Raw genomic sequence first — 14,854 nt, 5'->3', positions numbered from 1 at the left:
ACCCTCGGTTAGGGGACACCATCAGCGTCGATGGCCCGGGCAAACTCGAAAGTCCATACAACGACCGCTTCAGGTCGTCGAGTGCACCAAGTCGCCAAGGATCGCGCAGATAGCCCGGGTACCAGCCCGGATGCCCCTGCTGGTCTCATTTCTTCAAAATAAGAGCCGCAGCCTGATGGCCGTTGCTCAGGTTTAAACCACGACATGGGCTGTTGCCTGTGCCGCAGCGTTTACGGGTACAACATTTTCAAATACTGCAGTGCATCGATGCCACAAGGTGCAACGAACCGGCCCGTGACATGCACGGGCCAGAACATTAGATACCGCTGGTCAGAAGCATGCTGCGAACGTGACCGATAGCCTTGGTTGGGTTCAGGCCTTTCGGGCAAACGTTCACGCAGTTCATGATCCCGCGGCAACGGAACACACTGAACGGGTCGTCCAGCGATGCCAGACGCTCCTGGGTCTTGGTGTCACGGCTGTCAGCCAGGAAACGATAGGCTTGCAGCAGGGCAGCTGGACCGAGGAACTTGTCCGGGTTCCACCAGAACGAAGGGCAGGAAGTCGAGCAGCAAGCGCACAGGATGCACTCGTACAGACCGTCCAGCTTCTCACGTTCTTCAGGCGATTGCAGACGCTCGATGGCCGGAGCCGGCGTATCGTTCTGCAAGAATGGCTTCACCTTCTCGTATTGCTTGTAGAAGATGCTCATATCGACGACCAGGTCACGAATGACCGGCAAACCAGGGAGCGGACGCACCACCAGCTTGTTGTTCTTCACCACGGCAGACAGCGGCGTGATGCACGCCAGGCCGTTTTTGCCGTTGATGTTCATGCCGTCAGAACCGCAAACGCCTTCACGGCACGAACGACGGTAAGAGAAACCTTCGTCCTGCTCTTTGATCAGCGCCAGCACGTCCAGAACCATCAGGTCCTTGCCACCGGTATCGACGTCGAACACCTGAGTTTTAGGTGCCGAGTCGGTGTCGGGGTTGTAACGATAAACTTCGACTTTCAACATAGCAGCCACCCTTAGTAAGTCCGGACTTTTGGTTCGAACGCCGGAACGGTCTTCGGCGCGAAGTTGACGGCACGTTTGGCAACGCGCTTGTCACCCGGGTAGTACAGGGTGTGGCACAGCCAGTTGACGTCATCACGGTCTTCGAAGTCTTCACGGGCGTGAGCGCCGCGGGACTCGGTACGGGTGTTGGCAGCGATCGCGGTGGCTTCAGCGACTTCCAGCAGGTTTTGCAGCTCCAGCGCTTCGATACGCGCGGTGTTGAAACCCTGGGACTTGTCGTTGATTTTCACGTTGGCGATACGCTCGCGCAGGCCCGCCAGTTGCTCGATGCCCTTCTCCATGTATTCACCGGTACGGAATACACCGAAGTAGTTCTGCATGCAGCTCTGCAGCTCGCGTTTCAGGCTGGCAACATCTTCACCTTCGGTGCGGCTGTTCAGCGCGTTCAGACGGTTCAGCGCGACATCGATGTCGGTATCGCTGGCGTCGGCGTATTCGATGCCGTCGCTCAGCGCTTTTTCCAGGTGCAGACCGGCGGCGCGGCCGAATACGACCAGGTCGAGCAGCGAGTTGCCGCCCAGACGGTTGGCACCGTGGACCGATACGCACGCCACTTCACCTACGGCGAACAGACCTGGAATGATCTGGTCGTTGCCTTCGGCGTCCATGGTGATCGCCTGACCGTGGATGTTGGTGGCAACGCCGCCCATCATGTAGTGGCAGGTTGGAACGACAGGAACCGGAGCGACGACAGGGTCGACGTGGGCGAAGGTCTTGGACAGTTCGCAGATACCTGGCAGGCGGCTGTGCAGCACTTCCTCACCCAGGTGATCCAGTTTCAGCAGCACGTGATCCTTGTTCGGACCAACACCGTTACCGGCGATGATTTCTTTAACCATGGAACGCGCAACCACGTCGCGACCTGCCAGGTCTTTCGCGTTCGGCGCGTAACGCTCCATGAAGCGCTCGCCGTGAGCGTTGATCAGGTAGCCACCCTCACCGCGGCAGCCTTCAGTGACCAGTACACCTGCGCCAGCAATGCCGGTTGGGTGGAACTGCCACATTTCAATGTCCTGAACCGGAACACCCGCACGCAACGCCATGCCGATACCGTCACCGGTGTTGATCAGGGCGTTGGTGGTGGAGGCGTAGATACGGCCTGCACCGCCGGTGGCCAGAACGGTAGCCTTGGACTTGATGTACATGGTTTCGCCGGTTTCGATGCAGATCGCGATCACGCCGACGAAGGCGCCTTCGGAGTTCTTCACCAAATCGACGGCGTAGTACTCGTTCAGAAAGGTGGTGCCCGCTTTCAGGTTACCTTGATACAGGGTGTGCAGCAGCGCGTGACCGGTACGGTCGGACGCCGCGCAAGTACGGGCAGCCTGACCGCCCTTACCGAAGTCCTTGGACTGACCACCGAACGGACGCTGGTAGATACGACCGGTTTCGGTACGGGAGAACGGCAGGCCCATATGGTCCAGCTCGAAAACCGCGGCCGGGCCTTCCTGACACATGTATTCGATAGCGTCCTGGTCACCGATGTAGTCGGAACCCTTGACGGTATCGTACATGTGCCAGCGCCAGTCATCGTTCGGGTCGGCCGAAGCGATGGCACAGGTAATACCACCCTGGGCGGACACAGTGTGGGAGCGGGTCGGGAAGACCTTGGTGACTACGGCGGTCTTATGGCCGCCCTGAGCCAGCTGCAAGGCAGCGCGCATGCCCGCGCCGCCACCACCAATGATGATGGCGTCGAAGGAAAGAGTCTTGATGTTAGCCATGAATCAGATACCCCAAAGAATCTGCACACCCCAGACGAAGTACGCGAACATCACGATGCCGCAGAACGCCTGGAACAGGAAACGCACAGCCAGCGCCGACTTGCCGAAGCTCATTGGCGTCAGGTAGTCGGTCGCAATGGTCCACATGCCGACCCAGGCGTGAGCGCCCAGAGCAACGAGGGCCAGCAGACTGAAGATGCGCATTCCGTTATGGGAGAACAGGCCATGCCACTGGGCGTAATCGAGGCCCGGGTGCACAACGATGTATCCGATCAGGAAAATGAAATAAGCCGCGAGCACTACGGCGGAGACGCGTTGCGCCATCCAGTCATAGAGGCCCGAACGAGACAGGTTCGTAACGCTGGTTACCATATCCAAACTCCCGCCAGAACGATCAACACCACGGAAACGGCGATGACGATTTTCGAGCCCAGCTTTCCGCCTTCCAGCGTCTCACCGACACCCGAATCCATGATCAGGTGACGAACGCCCGCCACCAGGTGATACAACAGGGCAGACAGCAGCCCCCATGCGATGAACTTGGCCAGAGGACTGGTCAAGGTCGCCTTCACATCGGCAAAGCCTTCTTCGGAACCCAGCGATTTGCCCAATGCGTAGAGCATGAAGGCGATGCCGACGAACAGAATGATGCCGGAGATGCGGTGAAGGATCGACGTGATCGCGGTGATGGGGAGTTTGATGGTCCTTAGGTCTAGGTTTACAGGTCGTTGGCTATTCACGGCTTTTTTTCACACTGAAGAGCCCCTAGGAATCAGGGCAAGTTGTTGGGAAGTGCACTGGTCAGGTACCCACTACCCAGGAAGTGACGACCCCCAGAAAAACAGGCTTGCAAGCCCCTGGCGGTCGGGTGCCGAGTATAGACAGTTAGCCAACTAATGACAACGCACACGCCCTCCCCTAATGGCGGATTGCATTAGCGGAATAAAAGGCGTAAATGGCAGGGAATTTCGCGGAAAACCGTGGGTTAAAGCCTTCTGCTACAAGACTTTTGGCAAATTGACTTTAGAATTTATCTCACTATAGTGATGCGGGCCCTGCGTGGGGGGCCTGTCTGATGATTTGAAGCATAAATAGGAGGCCACATGGCTGACAAAAAAGCGCAGTTGATCATCGAGGGCGCTGCCCCCGTCGAGCTGCCCATTCTGACCGGCACCGTTGGTCCCGATGTAATCGACGTACGCGGCCTGACCGCCACCGGACGCTTCACATTCGACCCAGGCTTCATGTCGACCGCCTCATGCGAATCCAAGATCACCTACATCGACGGTGACAACGGCATTCTGCTGCACCGTGGCTACCCGATCGAGCAACTGGCCGAGCAGTCCGACTACCTCGAAACCTGCTACCTGCTGCTCAATGGCGAACTGCCAACTGCCGAACAGAAAGCCCAGTTCGTCGGCAACGTGAAAAACCACACGATGGTTCACGAGCAACTGAAGACCTTCTTCAACGGCTTCCGCCGCGACGCCCACCCGATGGCCGTCATGTGCGGCGTTGTCGGCGCCCTGTCCGCGTTCTACCACGACTCACTGGACATCAATAATCCGCAACACCGCGAAATCTCGGCGATTCGCCTGGTCGCCAAGATGCCGACCCTGGCCGCCATGGTCTACAAGTACTCCATGGGCCAACCCATGATGTACCCGCGCAATGACCTGAGCTACGCGGAAAACTTCCTGCACATGATGTTCAACACGCCGTGCGAGATCAAACCGATCAGCCCGACGCTGGCCAAGGCCATGGACCGGATCTTCATCCTCCACGCCGACCACGAACAAAACGCATCGACCTCGACCGTGCGCATGGCCGGCTCTTCGGGCGCCAACCCGTTCGCCTGTATCGCCGCCGGTATCGCTGCACTGTGGGGACCTGCTCACGGCGGCGCCAACGAAGCCGTACTGACCATGCTCGATGAAATCGGCGATGTGTCCAACATCGACAAATTCATTGCCAAGGCCAAGGACAAGAACGACCCGTTCAAGCTCATGGGCTTCGGTCACCGCGTTTACAAGAACCGCGACCCACGCGCCACCGTGATGAAGCAGACCTGCGACGAAGTACTGCGCGAGCTGGGCATCACCAACGATCCGCAACTGGAACTGGCCATGCGCCTCGAAGAGATCGCTCTGACCGATCCGTATTTCATCGAGCGCTCGCTGTACCCGAACGTCGACTTCTACTCGGGCATCATCCTGAAGGCGATCGGCATTCCAACCAGCATGTTCACCGTGATCTTCGCCCTGGCACGCACCGTTGGCTGGATCTCGCACTGGAAAGAAATGCTCTCCAGCCCGTACAAGATTGGCCGTCCGCGCCAACTGTACACAGGCGAAACGCCACGCGACATCAAGCCCTTGGCTGAGCGCAAGTAAGCGATACGACCAACGAAAAAGGCTGCCACTGGCAGCCTTTTTTTTGTTTGCGCAGAAGCTGTAACAGCTACTTGGCAGCCGCACGCTCGCGCAATGCTTTCAACGTATTGAAAGGCGCATCGACTACAAATTTGTTCGCCAACCACGACGGAACACTGCCACCCGGCTCGGTGTGCACCTGATACGTCACTTCCGTTTCGTTCGGACCCTTTGGCACCAACTTCCAGAAGCCCTCGACCTGAGCTACGCGGACAAAGCCTTTTTCTTCCGGAATGTACGCAGGCTGCCCCAACAGGTTCCGCGTCACACTCCCATCTGCACCCTCAACCGTGGTGATTTGCAGAACAGAATCACGAGGCGTGACAGGCCATGGCGTGTTGAACTGGGTGTATGTCCACGTCTTGTCACCATCGTGCTTGAGCACTTTTTGCAGCTTGCACTCGTGCACCCACGAACAAGCCCCAGCCACATCCTCTTGCAGAGCGCGCAACTTGGCGACACTGGCCCCGATTGTGGTAACACCCTGGTACGCCTTGTATTGCGAGCCCGCAACATCACTCAACGATACCTTGATGCCATCCTCATTCTTGGCGACCTTCCAGTCATCAGCCTGAGCAGCACTCATCACCAGTACAGTCATGCCAAGACCTAATGCAATCCGGTACAGAGAACCCATATCTTATTCCTTATTGTTGGTAGTTCCGATGCGTCAATTGCGCACACATGTGCGTCAAGCGACCGATGTGGCCTGCTCCCACCAACCGATTAAGCGAATAGCCTCCTCGGAGCTGTCGCCACACACTTCGGGATCCGCCCCAAACCCGCCGCACACCAAAGGCCGATCAGGCTGACCGAAGATCATGCACAGCATGTCGACCGACAACTGCACACAACGTTCTCCTGCCGGCTTGCCCCCAGGCATGCCAGGGATGGGCGACGAGATGGAGGGCGCGATGCAGCAAGCGCCACAGCCCGGACGGCATTCCATGAAGGTATTCTCTTGAAGATCGATGAGAGACCGCTGGATCTTAACCGCTGAAACGCACGTTTGAAAACGCAGCGTTTTCGGCAATCACCAGCAGATTTACTGTTTGAATTTGAAATCCAGCGCGGCGCCGTCAACTTCCTTGCGTGCCTCGTTACGCAGCTGCAGCTCCATTTCATTGCTCAACAAGCGCCCCTGTAGCTGGAAATCCGAAGGGGCTTCGCTGTCAGGGAACATTTTGGGTAGCAGCGGTTTACCGCCCACAGGCTGGGCTTTTGCCTTGCCGTTGGCTGTGATGACGTTGGCGGGAGGGTTGAGCTGCTTGACCATGTCGGGCGGCAAACTCAAGTCCAGAGACGCCTTTGGCAATCGAGTGTCCTTTACCACTTGAGCGGGCGTTTTGCTCTTGCTGGCCACCGGTGCGCGGTTCGCCACTTCGGCGTTATCCGCTTTAACCTTGGCGGATTTGGCGTTCACGCTGGGCGTCTTCTGTTCGATCGCAGCCGCCTTGGCGGGCGTCGTGGCCTTCTTTGCCACATCGGCCTTCGCGGGATCGGGGCGAGTGTTTGCAATGACAGGCACGACATTCACGTTGGGCTTGAGCTCATGCACGACTGGCGCCGGGTCCGGCGCCTTTTGAACCGGCACAGCGGCTTCAGAAGCCTTGTCAGCAGGCACCACCGCAGGTGCTTGCGCAGCCACCTTTGGGGGCGGCGCAGGCGACTTGTCAGCGTCACATCCACTGAGCAACACCCACATCAAAAGACCGACATATCGCAGTGAATTCATAATTGAACGGCAGAAAAATAGGCGGAAGCCAATATGCTGGCTCTTTGCAGGATCGCTGACAAGTGAAGGCCTTGTCAGCGACCTCGTTATAAAGTGGAAAACGCCCGGCGGCACGAGTTCACCAGGATTGACCGGCGTCCTGACACAGCTGTTTGGCCAACATGCCCAGCGTCATCAACGCTCGCTCGGCCTCCCGATTCCAAGGCAAACCACAGTTCAGGCGAATACAGTGATTGAATTGTTCTGTATTGCTGAAAATCAGGCCCGGCGCAATGCTGATGCCCTGCTCCAACGCCCGGACATGCAGTTCCTGCGTATTGACCCTTCCCGGCAAGCTGATCCACAAGATGAACCCGCCAGCGGGGCGACTGATCTGTGTGCCTTCCGGAAACATCTGTTGGACTGCCAGCTGGAATGCACTCAGATTCTTCCGATGCTCCTGTCGGATGTAGCGCAAGTGGCGATCGTAACCGCCGTTTTCCAGATAAGACGCCACCGCCATCTGCGTCACACTGCACGCAGAATGGGTACTGAACGTCTGCAAACGCTGGATTTCCGCTTGGTATTTACCGGCGATCATCCAGCCGATCCGCACGCCCGGCGACAGGGTTTTCGAGAAACTTGAGCAATAGATCACGCGCCCCAGACGATCAAAGGCCTTGAGCGCCTTGGTCTTGTTCTGCTCGTACATCAGCTCGCCGTAGATATCGTCTTCGATGACCTGAATATCGAAGTCGGAGGCCAGTCGCAGCAGGTGCTTCTGCCGCTCTTCAGGCATGGTGCTGCCCAAGGGGTTACTCAGGCGCGAGGTCATCACCAGCGCCTTGATCGACCATTGATTGGCCGCCAGTTGCAAGGCTTCCAGACTGATACCCGTGTTCGGGTCGCTGGGAATCTCGATCACTTTCAGGCCCAGCAGATCAGCCAGTTGCAGCAGCCCGTAATAGGTAGGGGACTCCGCCGCAATCAGGTCCCCCGGGCTGGTCAGCACCCGCAGCGACATTTGCAGTGCATCGACACAGCCATGGGTGATCACGACATCAGAAGGGTCGACCACCACACCTGCATCGCGCATGCGGATCGCCACCTGCCGACGCAGCGGCTCAAATCCGGGACTGAACATGTAGTTGAAGGCACGGGGGCTCTGAAAACGCGTGACCTTGGCCAGTTGCTGATGCAAGGCGCGCAGCGGCAGGTAGTCGATATGGGGCACAGCGGCGCCAAAGGCAAAGACGCCCTCACGACGCGCCTCGACCAACACTTGCTGAATGATACTTGCTCGCGTGACCAGGCCAGGCCGCTCAACCCGCGCAATATCAGGGGTCGGCGCCGTCAGCGCGGGGGTCTGATGCACGTAGTAACCGGACTGCGGACGTGCGCGGATCAGCCCCTGATCCTCAAGATTGGCGTAGGCCTGCAATACCGTCGCATGGCTCACATTGAGCTGAGAACTCATCTTGCGCACCGAAGGCACACGCTCACCGGGCTGATAAACGCCACGGCGAATGTCTTCAGCCAACTGCTGAGCGATGCGTTGATACAGCAGAAGATTGGTCATTTCGTGTCCCTCGATTGCGCGCTTTCACTGCTATGGCCGAGTGCGAAACAGCGATCAGCGCAAGCCACTTACCGTAACAGTTGGGAAGTGTACGGGGACAGTTCACTTCGCGGCTAGTCATACTTCGGTTTGCAAAAAAATAAACTGCAGCATATCTGCCAAATGACCGGCTTTTATGCACAAAAAAGCCCGGTTTTTCTGAAAAAAACCGGGCTGATTGAAAAATATTTTTCAGCGGGCAGCGCTGAGCTTGCCTTTTTCGTCAGAAAACACGATTTCAACCCGACGATTTTGCGCCCGACCGCGTTCCGAACTGTTCACATCCACCGGAAATTGATCACCGTAACCCTCAACCTGGATGCGCTCGTCTTCAATGCCAAGGTCCGACAATACATCCGCCACGGCCTGCGCGCGGTCGCGAGACAGTTGCAGGTTCTCCTGGCTGTCACCCGTGCTGTCGGTGTAGCCCTCGATCCGTACCACCCGCTTTGGGTTGAATTGCAGGAACTGTACGACCTTCAGCACGGTGCGATTGGCAGAGCTTTTCAACTCCGCGCGCCCCGTGTCGAACAACATGTCGCCAAGGGTCATCACCAGACCGCGCTCATTTTGTTGAGTCGACAGGCTGATGACCTGATCCTCTGCCCACTTGCCCTGCTGCTGCGCCCCGGCGAGCTTGGCTTCGCGCAGTGCCAGTTGCAGGCGCTGGCGTTCGAGCTCAAGCCGCGCCAGTTTTTCCTGATTGAGCAGCAACTGGCTGTGTTCCGCAGCAATGGCACTGTATCGGCTACTCAGGTACGCGTAGTGGCTGACGTCGTCCGAACTGCCAACATAACTGGACAAGCGCTCAGCTCGCGCCAGCAATTCACCGGCACGGATCACATCCTTGGGCGCGCTGCGCAATACGTTGGTATCACCCTTCACTTTCTGGAAATCGGCGCTGGCGCTTTGCAGTGCTTTTTCACTGTTCTGGTGCCCGGCGCAGCCATACAGACCCGCACTGCCCAGGAGCAGACATACGCTCAAGATGCGAGGGATGCAGTTCATTGAGCAGCCCCCAACTGTTTGCGCAACCGCTCCAGACGAGTGTTCACCTGGGTTAGTTGCTCGTCGCTCTTTTGAGTCAGTACGCGTGCTTCCGCCAGCCGCGCATCCAGCTCCGACTGCTCCGCCTGCATGCGTGCATCCTTATAGGACTCGTTCGTCATGTCGGCCCGGGCTTGGGCGAGCTTTGCCTGAGCACTGGCCATATCAGGCTCTTCGTCGGTGGCGCCGACAGCCGTCGCCTGAGCAACAGCCTGTTCGGTGAGTTTGAGTTGCTCGTTGGGCGCGGGGTCATTGGCGCAGCCGAATAGCGAGACAATGGCCATGACGGCGAATAAAGGTCGTATTCTCGAAAAAACGCTCAAAACGAATTCCTGTTGAACATGCTTACTGTTTGAGGGCGCTGGTCGGCTGCTGAAGTTGAGCTTTCCACAATTCCAGGTTGTGCGCGATAGCTTCACTGGAACGACCCGAAGCCGCCAATTCTGTCATTTTTTTCGCCAACTGTCCGCGCAGCCAAGGGTCGTTACAGGCCGAATTGAACGACAGCGCCAAATACAAACCCGGTCGATCAAGCGGCAACGGCTGCGACTGAAGGTCCTTGGCCATCGCCAGCGTCTGCACCAACGCCATTCCGGCGTAGCGCCCGGCAAGCACAAACTCGACCTGGCCCAGCATCAATTTCTGGAACGCTTGCGTCAGATTGGGCTGTTTCTCAAGGGTCAGATGCTCCTTGATGGCGTTATCGAATCCGGGAGTGATGCGGGTTTTTTCCGAGATCGCACCGGGATGCCCATGCAAGTCAGCGAGTGAGTTAAATGGCTGCGCATGCCCGACGCGGGTCCAGACCATGATTTCGTTCTGGGCAATCGGCGGGTGAATGAAATCCAGCGATTCCAGTTCGTTATTATTCAGCGGCGTGTCGGCCAGCAGGTCCATTCGGCCAGTGCGCACTTCTTCCAGTGCCTGGCTGCGCTTACCGCCATAGAGCAATTCAACTTTGACGCCCATTTGCGCCGCAGCCTCCTTGAGCAGGTCGGCGTTGGCCCCCATCAAGTGCGCGGGGTCCTGCGGGTCTCGCCACAGATACGGCGGCGCGTCGGGGCTGCCGGTCACGACCAGCCGATCACATTTGCCTGCCGCACTAGCCTCCATCGAGGGCAACAGCAGCAAACCTGCAAACAGCGTGATCAGCGTCTGCCTTGGCGACGGCATGGCAACATCCTTTCTCAATCCAATAAAAAACCCGCTCATTCCAGGCTATGGAACACACAGCGCACCGATGAAACTCGATGATCAGTGGGTTCGAACAGCCCGAAAGAACGGGTTCTCTTTATAAGTCAGACGACTGGATTAGACCAGCTTCTCCAACTCGGGAACGGCTTCGAACAGATCCGCCACCAGACCGTAATCGGCCACCTGGAAGATCGGTGCTTCTTCGTCCTTGTTGATCGCAACGATCACTTTGGAGTCTTTCATACCGGCCAGGTGCTGGATCGCGCCGGAGATGCCGACAGCGATGTACAACTGAGGTGCGACGATCTTGCCCGTCTGACCGACCTGCATGTCGTTCGGTACGAAGCCTGCGTCGACCGCAGCGCGGGAGGCGCCGACGGCAGCACCCAGCTTGTCGGCCAGGGCGTACAGGTGTTTGAAGTTGTCACCGTTCTGCATGCCACGGCCGCCAGAAACGACGATTTTGGCAGCGGTCAGCTCAGGACGGTCGGACTTGGCCAGCTCTTCACCGACGAAAGACGATTTGCCTGCGTCGTGAGCAGCGCCCACGGCTTCAACAGCAGCGGAACCGCCCTCAGCAGCAACGGCATCGAAGCCGGTGGCGCGAACGGTAATGACCTTGATAGCCGCCGACGACTGAACGGTCGCAATGGCGTTACCCGCGTAGATTGGGCGCTTGAAGGTGTCAGCCGATTCAACCGAAATGATTTCGGAGATCTGATCGACGTCCAGTTGTGCAGCCACACGCGGCAGGACGTTCTTGCCGTTGGACGTCGCTGCAGCCAGAACGTGGCTGTAACCCGATGCCAGCTCAACGACCAGTGGCGCAATGTTTTCTGGCAGTTGGTGCGCGTAGGCCGCATTGTCGGCCACCAGCACTTTCGAAACACCGGCGATTTTCGCAGCGGCTTCTCCGACAGCGCCAACACCCTGGCCTGCGACCAGGACGTGAATGTCGCCACCGATCTTGGCAGCAGCAGCAACGGTGTTCAGGGTGGCGGGAGCGATCGCGCCGTTTTCGTGCTCAGCGATAACCAGGATAGTCATTTAGATTACCTTCGCCTCGTTCTTCAGTTTCTCGACCAGTTCAGCAACCGACTTGACCTTGATGCCTGCGCTGCGAGCAGCCGGGGCTTCGACTTTCAGGGTCTTGTTGGTGGAAGCCACGGAAACGCCCAGTGCATCCGGGGTGACGGTTTCCAGTGGCTTCTTCTTGGCCTTCATGATGTTCGGCAGCGACGCGTAGCGTGGCTCGTTCAGACGCAGGTCGGTGGTGACGATGGCCGGCAGGCTCAAAGACACGGTTTGCAGACCGCCGTCGATTTCGCGGGTGACGGCAACCTTGTCGCCCGAGACTTCGACTTTAGAAGCGAAGGTGCCTTGCGCGTAACCGCTCAGGGCAGCCAGCATCTGGCCAGTCTGGTTGTTGTCGCTGTCGATGGCCTGCTTGCCGAGGATGACCAACTGTGGCTGCTCTTTATCGACGACGGCTTTGAGCAGCTTGGCCACGGCCAGGGAGTTCAGCTCGTCAGCGGCTTCAACGAGGATGGCGCGGTCGGCACCCAGGGCCAGCGCGGTGCGCAGTTGCTCCTGAGCAGTGGTCGGGCCGACGGTCACGACGACGATTTCGCTCGCAACGCCCTTCTCTTTCAGGCGAACAGCCTCTTCCACAGCGATTTCGCAGAAAGGGTTCATGGACATTTTGACGTTAGCGAGATCGACGCCGGAGTTGTCCGCTTTGACGCGAACCTTGACGTTGTAGTCGACCACTCGTTTGACAGCTACAAGAACCTTCATGGATTCCTCGTTACTCTCCGGTGAAAAGAAGTCGCCAGGTCGTGCCTGGCGATGGGTACACGTCAGTGTAAAGAACACCTTTGAAAACAGCGTATTCGTGGTTGCTTAACGGTGAGTTCAGCAAAAAACAACCGCCCATCCGCCTTAAGCCAAGTCATACGCGGGCCGCACGTGTAAACTGCTCCCCGCCTGCGGTCCTTGAAGATTCAAGGTACTTTGCGGGTTTGCTGCACGGCACTCGCGTCGCTTTCAGAGGTGTTCTCGTACCAACGGCCAGCCTACGGCGAGCGCAAAACCGCCCGTATCTTGACCGGAACGCCTATTCCGGTCAATACGACAAAAACGCCAGTCACAAGCCGTCTCCCTATGTTTTATCAGGGTTTCAGCTGATTCAAACAAACGTTTGTATTGGACCTTCAAGGTGGTGTAGATATAATGCGCCCCTTTGAGATGACACCCGGATGACAACCTGCCCCGCGTGTCGGTTTTCAGTGACCTATAAAAAAATACCGTTCGAGCCTTGATCAGGAGATAGCCAGTGGAACGCGAATTTATGGAATTCGACGTCGTCATCGTCGGAGCCGGCCCCGCCGGGCTGTCCGCCGCATGCCGTCTGAAGCAGAAGGCCGCCGAAGCGGGCCAGGAAATCAGCGTCTGCGTGGTGGAAAAAGGCTCCGAAGTCGGCGCCCACATTCTCTCTGGTGCCGTGTTCGAACCGCGCGCCCTGAACGAGCTGTTCCCTGACTGGAAAGAGCTTGGCGCACCGCTGAACACGCCGGTCAAGGGCGATGACATTTATGTGCTGACCAGCGGCGAAGCCGGGACCAAAGTCCCTGGCGCCTTCGTGCCGAAAACCATGCACAACGAAGGCAACTACATTATCTCCCTCGGCAACCTGTGCCGCTGGCTGGCACAGCAGGCCGAGAATCTGGGCGTCGAAATCTATCCAGGCTTCGCCGCTCAGGAAGCACTTATCGACGAAAACGGCGTGGTGCGCGGAATCGTCACAGGCGACATGGGCGTGGACCGCGAAGGCCAGCCCAAAGACGGCATGTACACCCCCGGCATGGAACTGCGCGGCAAATACACCCTGTTCGCCGAAGGCTGCCGTGGCCACATCGGCAAACAACTGATCAAGCGTTTCAATCTGGACAGCGAATCCGACGCCCAGCATTACGGCATCGGCCTTAAAGAAATCTGGGAAATCGACCCGGCCAGGCATCAACAAGGCCTCGTCGTGCATACCGCTGGCTGGCCGCTGGACGTCATGGGCACCGAGAACACCGGCGGTTCCTTCCTTTATCACCTGGAAAACAACCAGGTGGTGGTCGGTCTGATCGTTGACCTGTCGTACTCCAACCCGTTCCTGTCGCCGTTCGACGAGTTCCAGCGCCTCAAGCATCACCCGGTCCTCAAGCAGTACCTGGAAGGCGGCAAGCGCATCAGCTACGGCGCTCGCGCGATCTGCAAAGGCGGTCTGAATTCGCTGCCGAAGATGGTCTTCCCGGGCGGCGCACTGATCGGTTGCGACCTGGGTACGCTGAACTTTGCCAAGATCAAGGGCAGCCATACCGCCATGAAGTCCGGCATGCTGGCCGCCGAATCGCTGGCCGATGCCCTGCTCGCCGGTAACGAAGGCGGTGAAGTGCTGAACACTTACGTGGATGCGTTCAAAGGCAGTTGGCTGTACGAAGAGCTGTTCGCCAGCCGCAACTTCGGCGCGGCGATTCACAAGTTCGGCCCGATCCTGGGTGGTGCGTTCAACTACATCGATCAGAACTGGTTCGGCGGCAAGATCCCGTTCACTCTGCACGACAACAAGCCGGATTACGCCTGCATGAAGCTGGCCGCGGATTCGAAACGCATCGAGTACCCGAAACCGGACGGCAAGCTGAGCTTCGACAAACTGAGTTCGGTGTTCATCTCGGGCACCAACCACGAAGAAGAGCAACCGTGCCACCTGAAGCTGAAGGACCCGAACATCCCGATCAGCGTCAACCTGCCCAAGTACGACGAACCGGCGCAGCGCTACTGCCCGGCGGGCGTGTATGAGGTGGTGACGCAGGAGGACGGCGCCAAGCGCTTCCAGATCAACGCCCAGAACTGTGTGCACTGCAAGACCTGTGACATCAAGGACCCTTCGCAGAACATCACCTGGGTCACACCGGAAGGTGCGGGCGGACCGACGTACCCGAATATGTAAACGCCTGTAGGAGCGCGCTTGCCCGCGATGAACGATGACGCGGA

Annotated in this window: 15 protein-coding genes; 2 read left to right on the top strand and 13 right to left on the bottom strand. The window is 58.0% G+C overall.

Going from position 1 to position 14,854, the window contains the following annotated elements; all coding sequences use genetic code 11:
- Window positions 1–316: 316 nt before the first annotated feature.
- Genes ACI5GA_RS26125 through sdhC form a run of 4 tightly spaced genes read right to left on the bottom strand, consistent with a single transcriptional unit; the run spans window position 317 to window position 3,545 of the window.
- Window positions 317–1,021, bottom strand: a complete 705-nt coding sequence (locus ACI5GA_RS26125; protein ID WP_108238738.1) for a succinate dehydrogenase iron-sulfur subunit — start codon at window positions 1,019–1,021, stop codon at window positions 317–319.
- Between the two features lie 11 nt (window positions 1,022–1,032).
- Entirely contained in the window at window positions 1,033–2,805 is a 1,773-nt protein-coding gene (gene sdhA, locus ACI5GA_RS26120) for a succinate dehydrogenase flavoprotein subunit (RefSeq protein WP_404633532.1), read from the bottom strand.
- Between the two features lie 3 nt (window positions 2,806–2,808).
- Entirely contained in the window at window positions 2,809–3,177 is a 369-nt protein-coding gene (sdhD, locus tag ACI5GA_RS26115; RefSeq protein ID WP_404633530.1) for a succinate dehydrogenase, hydrophobic membrane anchor protein, read from the bottom strand.
- Complete coding sequence (sdhC, locus tag ACI5GA_RS26110) at window positions 3,171–3,545, bottom strand: succinate dehydrogenase, cytochrome b556 subunit (protein ID WP_404633528.1); 375 nt, start codon at window positions 3,543–3,545, stop codon at window positions 3,171–3,173. The genes sdhD and sdhC overlap by 7 nt, the downstream gene beginning before the upstream one ends.
- A gap of 363 nt (window positions 3,546–3,908) precedes the next feature.
- Here sdhC and gltA point away from each other — a divergent pair, with 363 nt between their 5' ends.
- Window positions 3,909–5,198 carry a citrate synthase gene (gltA, locus tag ACI5GA_RS26105; protein ID WP_404633526.1) on the top strand — a complete coding sequence of 430 codons (1,290 nt, stop codon included), beginning with the start codon at window positions 3,909–3,911 and terminating at the stop codon, window positions 5,196–5,198.
- 67 nt (window positions 5,199–5,265) lie between these two features.
- On the opposite strand, the gene ACI5GA_RS26100 is transcribed toward gltA, so the two are convergent.
- From ACI5GA_RS26100 to ACI5GA_RS26060, 9 genes are all read right to left on the bottom strand, one after another.
- Window positions 5,266–5,874 (bottom strand): START domain-containing protein, encoded by a 609-nt coding sequence (locus ACI5GA_RS26100; protein WP_404633524.1) that lies wholly within the window; start codon window positions 5,872–5,874, stop codon window positions 5,266–5,268.
- 54 nt (window positions 5,875–5,928) lie between these two features.
- A complete protein-coding gene (locus ACI5GA_RS26095) occupies window positions 5,929–6,186 on the bottom strand; it encodes a YkgJ family cysteine cluster protein (RefSeq protein ID WP_421424865.1) in 258 nt (85 codons plus the stop codon).
- Window positions 6,187–6,282: 96 nt separating this feature from the next.
- Window positions 6,283–7,086 carry a translation initiation factor 2 gene (locus ACI5GA_RS26090; RefSeq protein WP_421424864.1) on the bottom strand — a complete coding sequence of 268 codons (804 nt, stop codon included), beginning with the start codon at window positions 7,084–7,086 and terminating at the stop codon, window positions 6,283–6,285.
- A 4-nt stretch (window positions 7,087–7,090) separates the two neighbouring features.
- Window positions 7,091–8,530: a PLP-dependent aminotransferase family protein gene (locus ACI5GA_RS26085; RefSeq protein WP_404633518.1), complete on the bottom strand. Its 1,440-nt coding sequence runs from the start codon at window positions 8,528–8,530 to the stop codon at window positions 7,091–7,093.
- Window positions 8,531–8,761: 231 nt separating this feature from the next.
- Window positions 8,762–9,577, bottom strand: a complete 816-nt coding sequence (locus tag ACI5GA_RS26080) for an OmpA family protein (RefSeq protein ID WP_421424861.1) — start codon at window positions 9,575–9,577, stop codon at window positions 8,762–8,764.
- Window positions 9,574–9,900: a DUF4398 domain-containing protein gene (locus ACI5GA_RS26075; RefSeq protein ID WP_421425544.1), complete on the bottom strand. Its 327-nt coding sequence runs from the start codon at window positions 9,898–9,900 to the stop codon at window positions 9,574–9,576. The genes ACI5GA_RS26080 and ACI5GA_RS26075 overlap by 4 nt, the downstream gene beginning before the upstream one ends.
- Before the next feature lie 61 nt (window positions 9,901–9,961).
- Window positions 9,962–10,789 carry a substrate-binding periplasmic protein gene (locus ACI5GA_RS26070; protein WP_421424859.1) on the bottom strand — a complete coding sequence of 276 codons (828 nt, stop codon included), beginning with the start codon at window positions 10,787–10,789 and terminating at the stop codon, window positions 9,962–9,964.
- 138 nt (window positions 10,790–10,927) lie between these two features.
- Window positions 10,928–11,857, bottom strand: coding sequence for an electron transfer flavoprotein subunit alpha/FixB family protein (locus ACI5GA_RS26065; RefSeq protein WP_404633512.1), 930 nt, complete (start codon window positions 11,855–11,857; stop codon window positions 10,928–10,930).
- Complete coding sequence (locus ACI5GA_RS26060; RefSeq protein WP_404633510.1) at window positions 11,858–12,607, bottom strand: electron transfer flavoprotein subunit beta/FixA family protein; 750 nt, start codon at window positions 12,605–12,607, stop codon at window positions 11,858–11,860.
- Between the two features lie 538 nt (window positions 12,608–13,145).
- On the opposite strand from ACI5GA_RS26060, the gene ACI5GA_RS26055 reads away from it, so the two are divergent.
- On the top strand, window positions 13,146–14,810 hold the full coding sequence (locus ACI5GA_RS26055) for an electron transfer flavoprotein-ubiquinone oxidoreductase (protein WP_421424857.1): 1,665 nt from the start codon (window positions 13,146–13,148) through the stop codon (window positions 14,808–14,810).
- Window positions 14,811–14,854 lie beyond the last annotated feature (44 nt).

It is taken from the genome of Pseudomonas sp. Pseu.R1, from assembly GCF_045764065.1.
GTDB lineage: Bacteria > Pseudomonadota > Gammaproteobacteria > Pseudomonadales > Pseudomonadaceae > Aquipseudomonas.
This window is presented reverse-complemented; position numbering and strand designations above follow the sequence as displayed.

Bases quoted from the DNA above. Each gene is read 5' to 3' on its own strand.
- ACI5GA_RS26065 (WP_404633512.1), bottom strand. From the start codon at position 11,857: ATGACTATCCTGGTTATCGCTGAGCACGAAAACGGCGCGATCGCTCCC.
- ACI5GA_RS26080 (WP_421424861.1), bottom strand. From the start codon at position 9,577: ATGAACTGCATCCCTCGCATCTTGAGCGTATGTCTGCTCCTGGGCAGT.
- ACI5GA_RS26075 (WP_421425544.1), bottom strand. From the start codon at position 9,900: ATGGCCATTGTCTCGCTATTCGGCTGCGCCAATGACCCCGCGCCCAAC.
- ACI5GA_RS26125 (WP_108238738.1), bottom strand. From the start codon at position 1,021: ATGTTGAAAGTCGAAGTTTATCGTTACAACCCCGACACCGACTCGGCA.
- ACI5GA_RS26085 (WP_404633518.1), bottom strand. From the start codon at position 8,530: ATGACCAATCTTCTGCTGTATCAACGCATCGCTCAGCAGTTGGCTGAA.
- ACI5GA_RS26095 (WP_421424865.1), bottom strand. From the start codon at position 6,186: ATGGAATGCCGTCCGGGCTGTGGCGCTTGCTGCATCGCGCCCTCCATC.
- ACI5GA_RS26060 (WP_404633510.1), bottom strand. From the start codon at position 12,607: ATGAAGGTTCTTGTAGCTGTCAAACGAGTGGTCGACTACAACGTCAAG.
- gltA (WP_404633526.1), top strand. From the start codon at position 3,909: ATGGCTGACAAAAAAGCGCAGTTGATCATCGAGGGCGCTGCCCCCGTC.
- ACI5GA_RS26100 (WP_404633524.1), bottom strand. From the start codon at position 5,874: ATGGGTTCTCTGTACCGGATTGCATTAGGTCTTGGCATGACTGTACTG.
- sdhD (WP_404633530.1), bottom strand. From the start codon at position 3,177: ATGGTAACCAGCGTTACGAACCTGTCTCGTTCGGGCCTCTATGACTGG.
- sdhA (WP_404633532.1), bottom strand. From the start codon at position 2,805: ATGGCTAACATCAAGACTCTTTCCTTCGACGCCATCATCATTGGTGGT.
- ACI5GA_RS26070 (WP_421424859.1), bottom strand. From the start codon at position 10,789: ATGCCGTCGCCAAGGCAGACGCTGATCACGCTGTTTGCAGGTTTGCTG.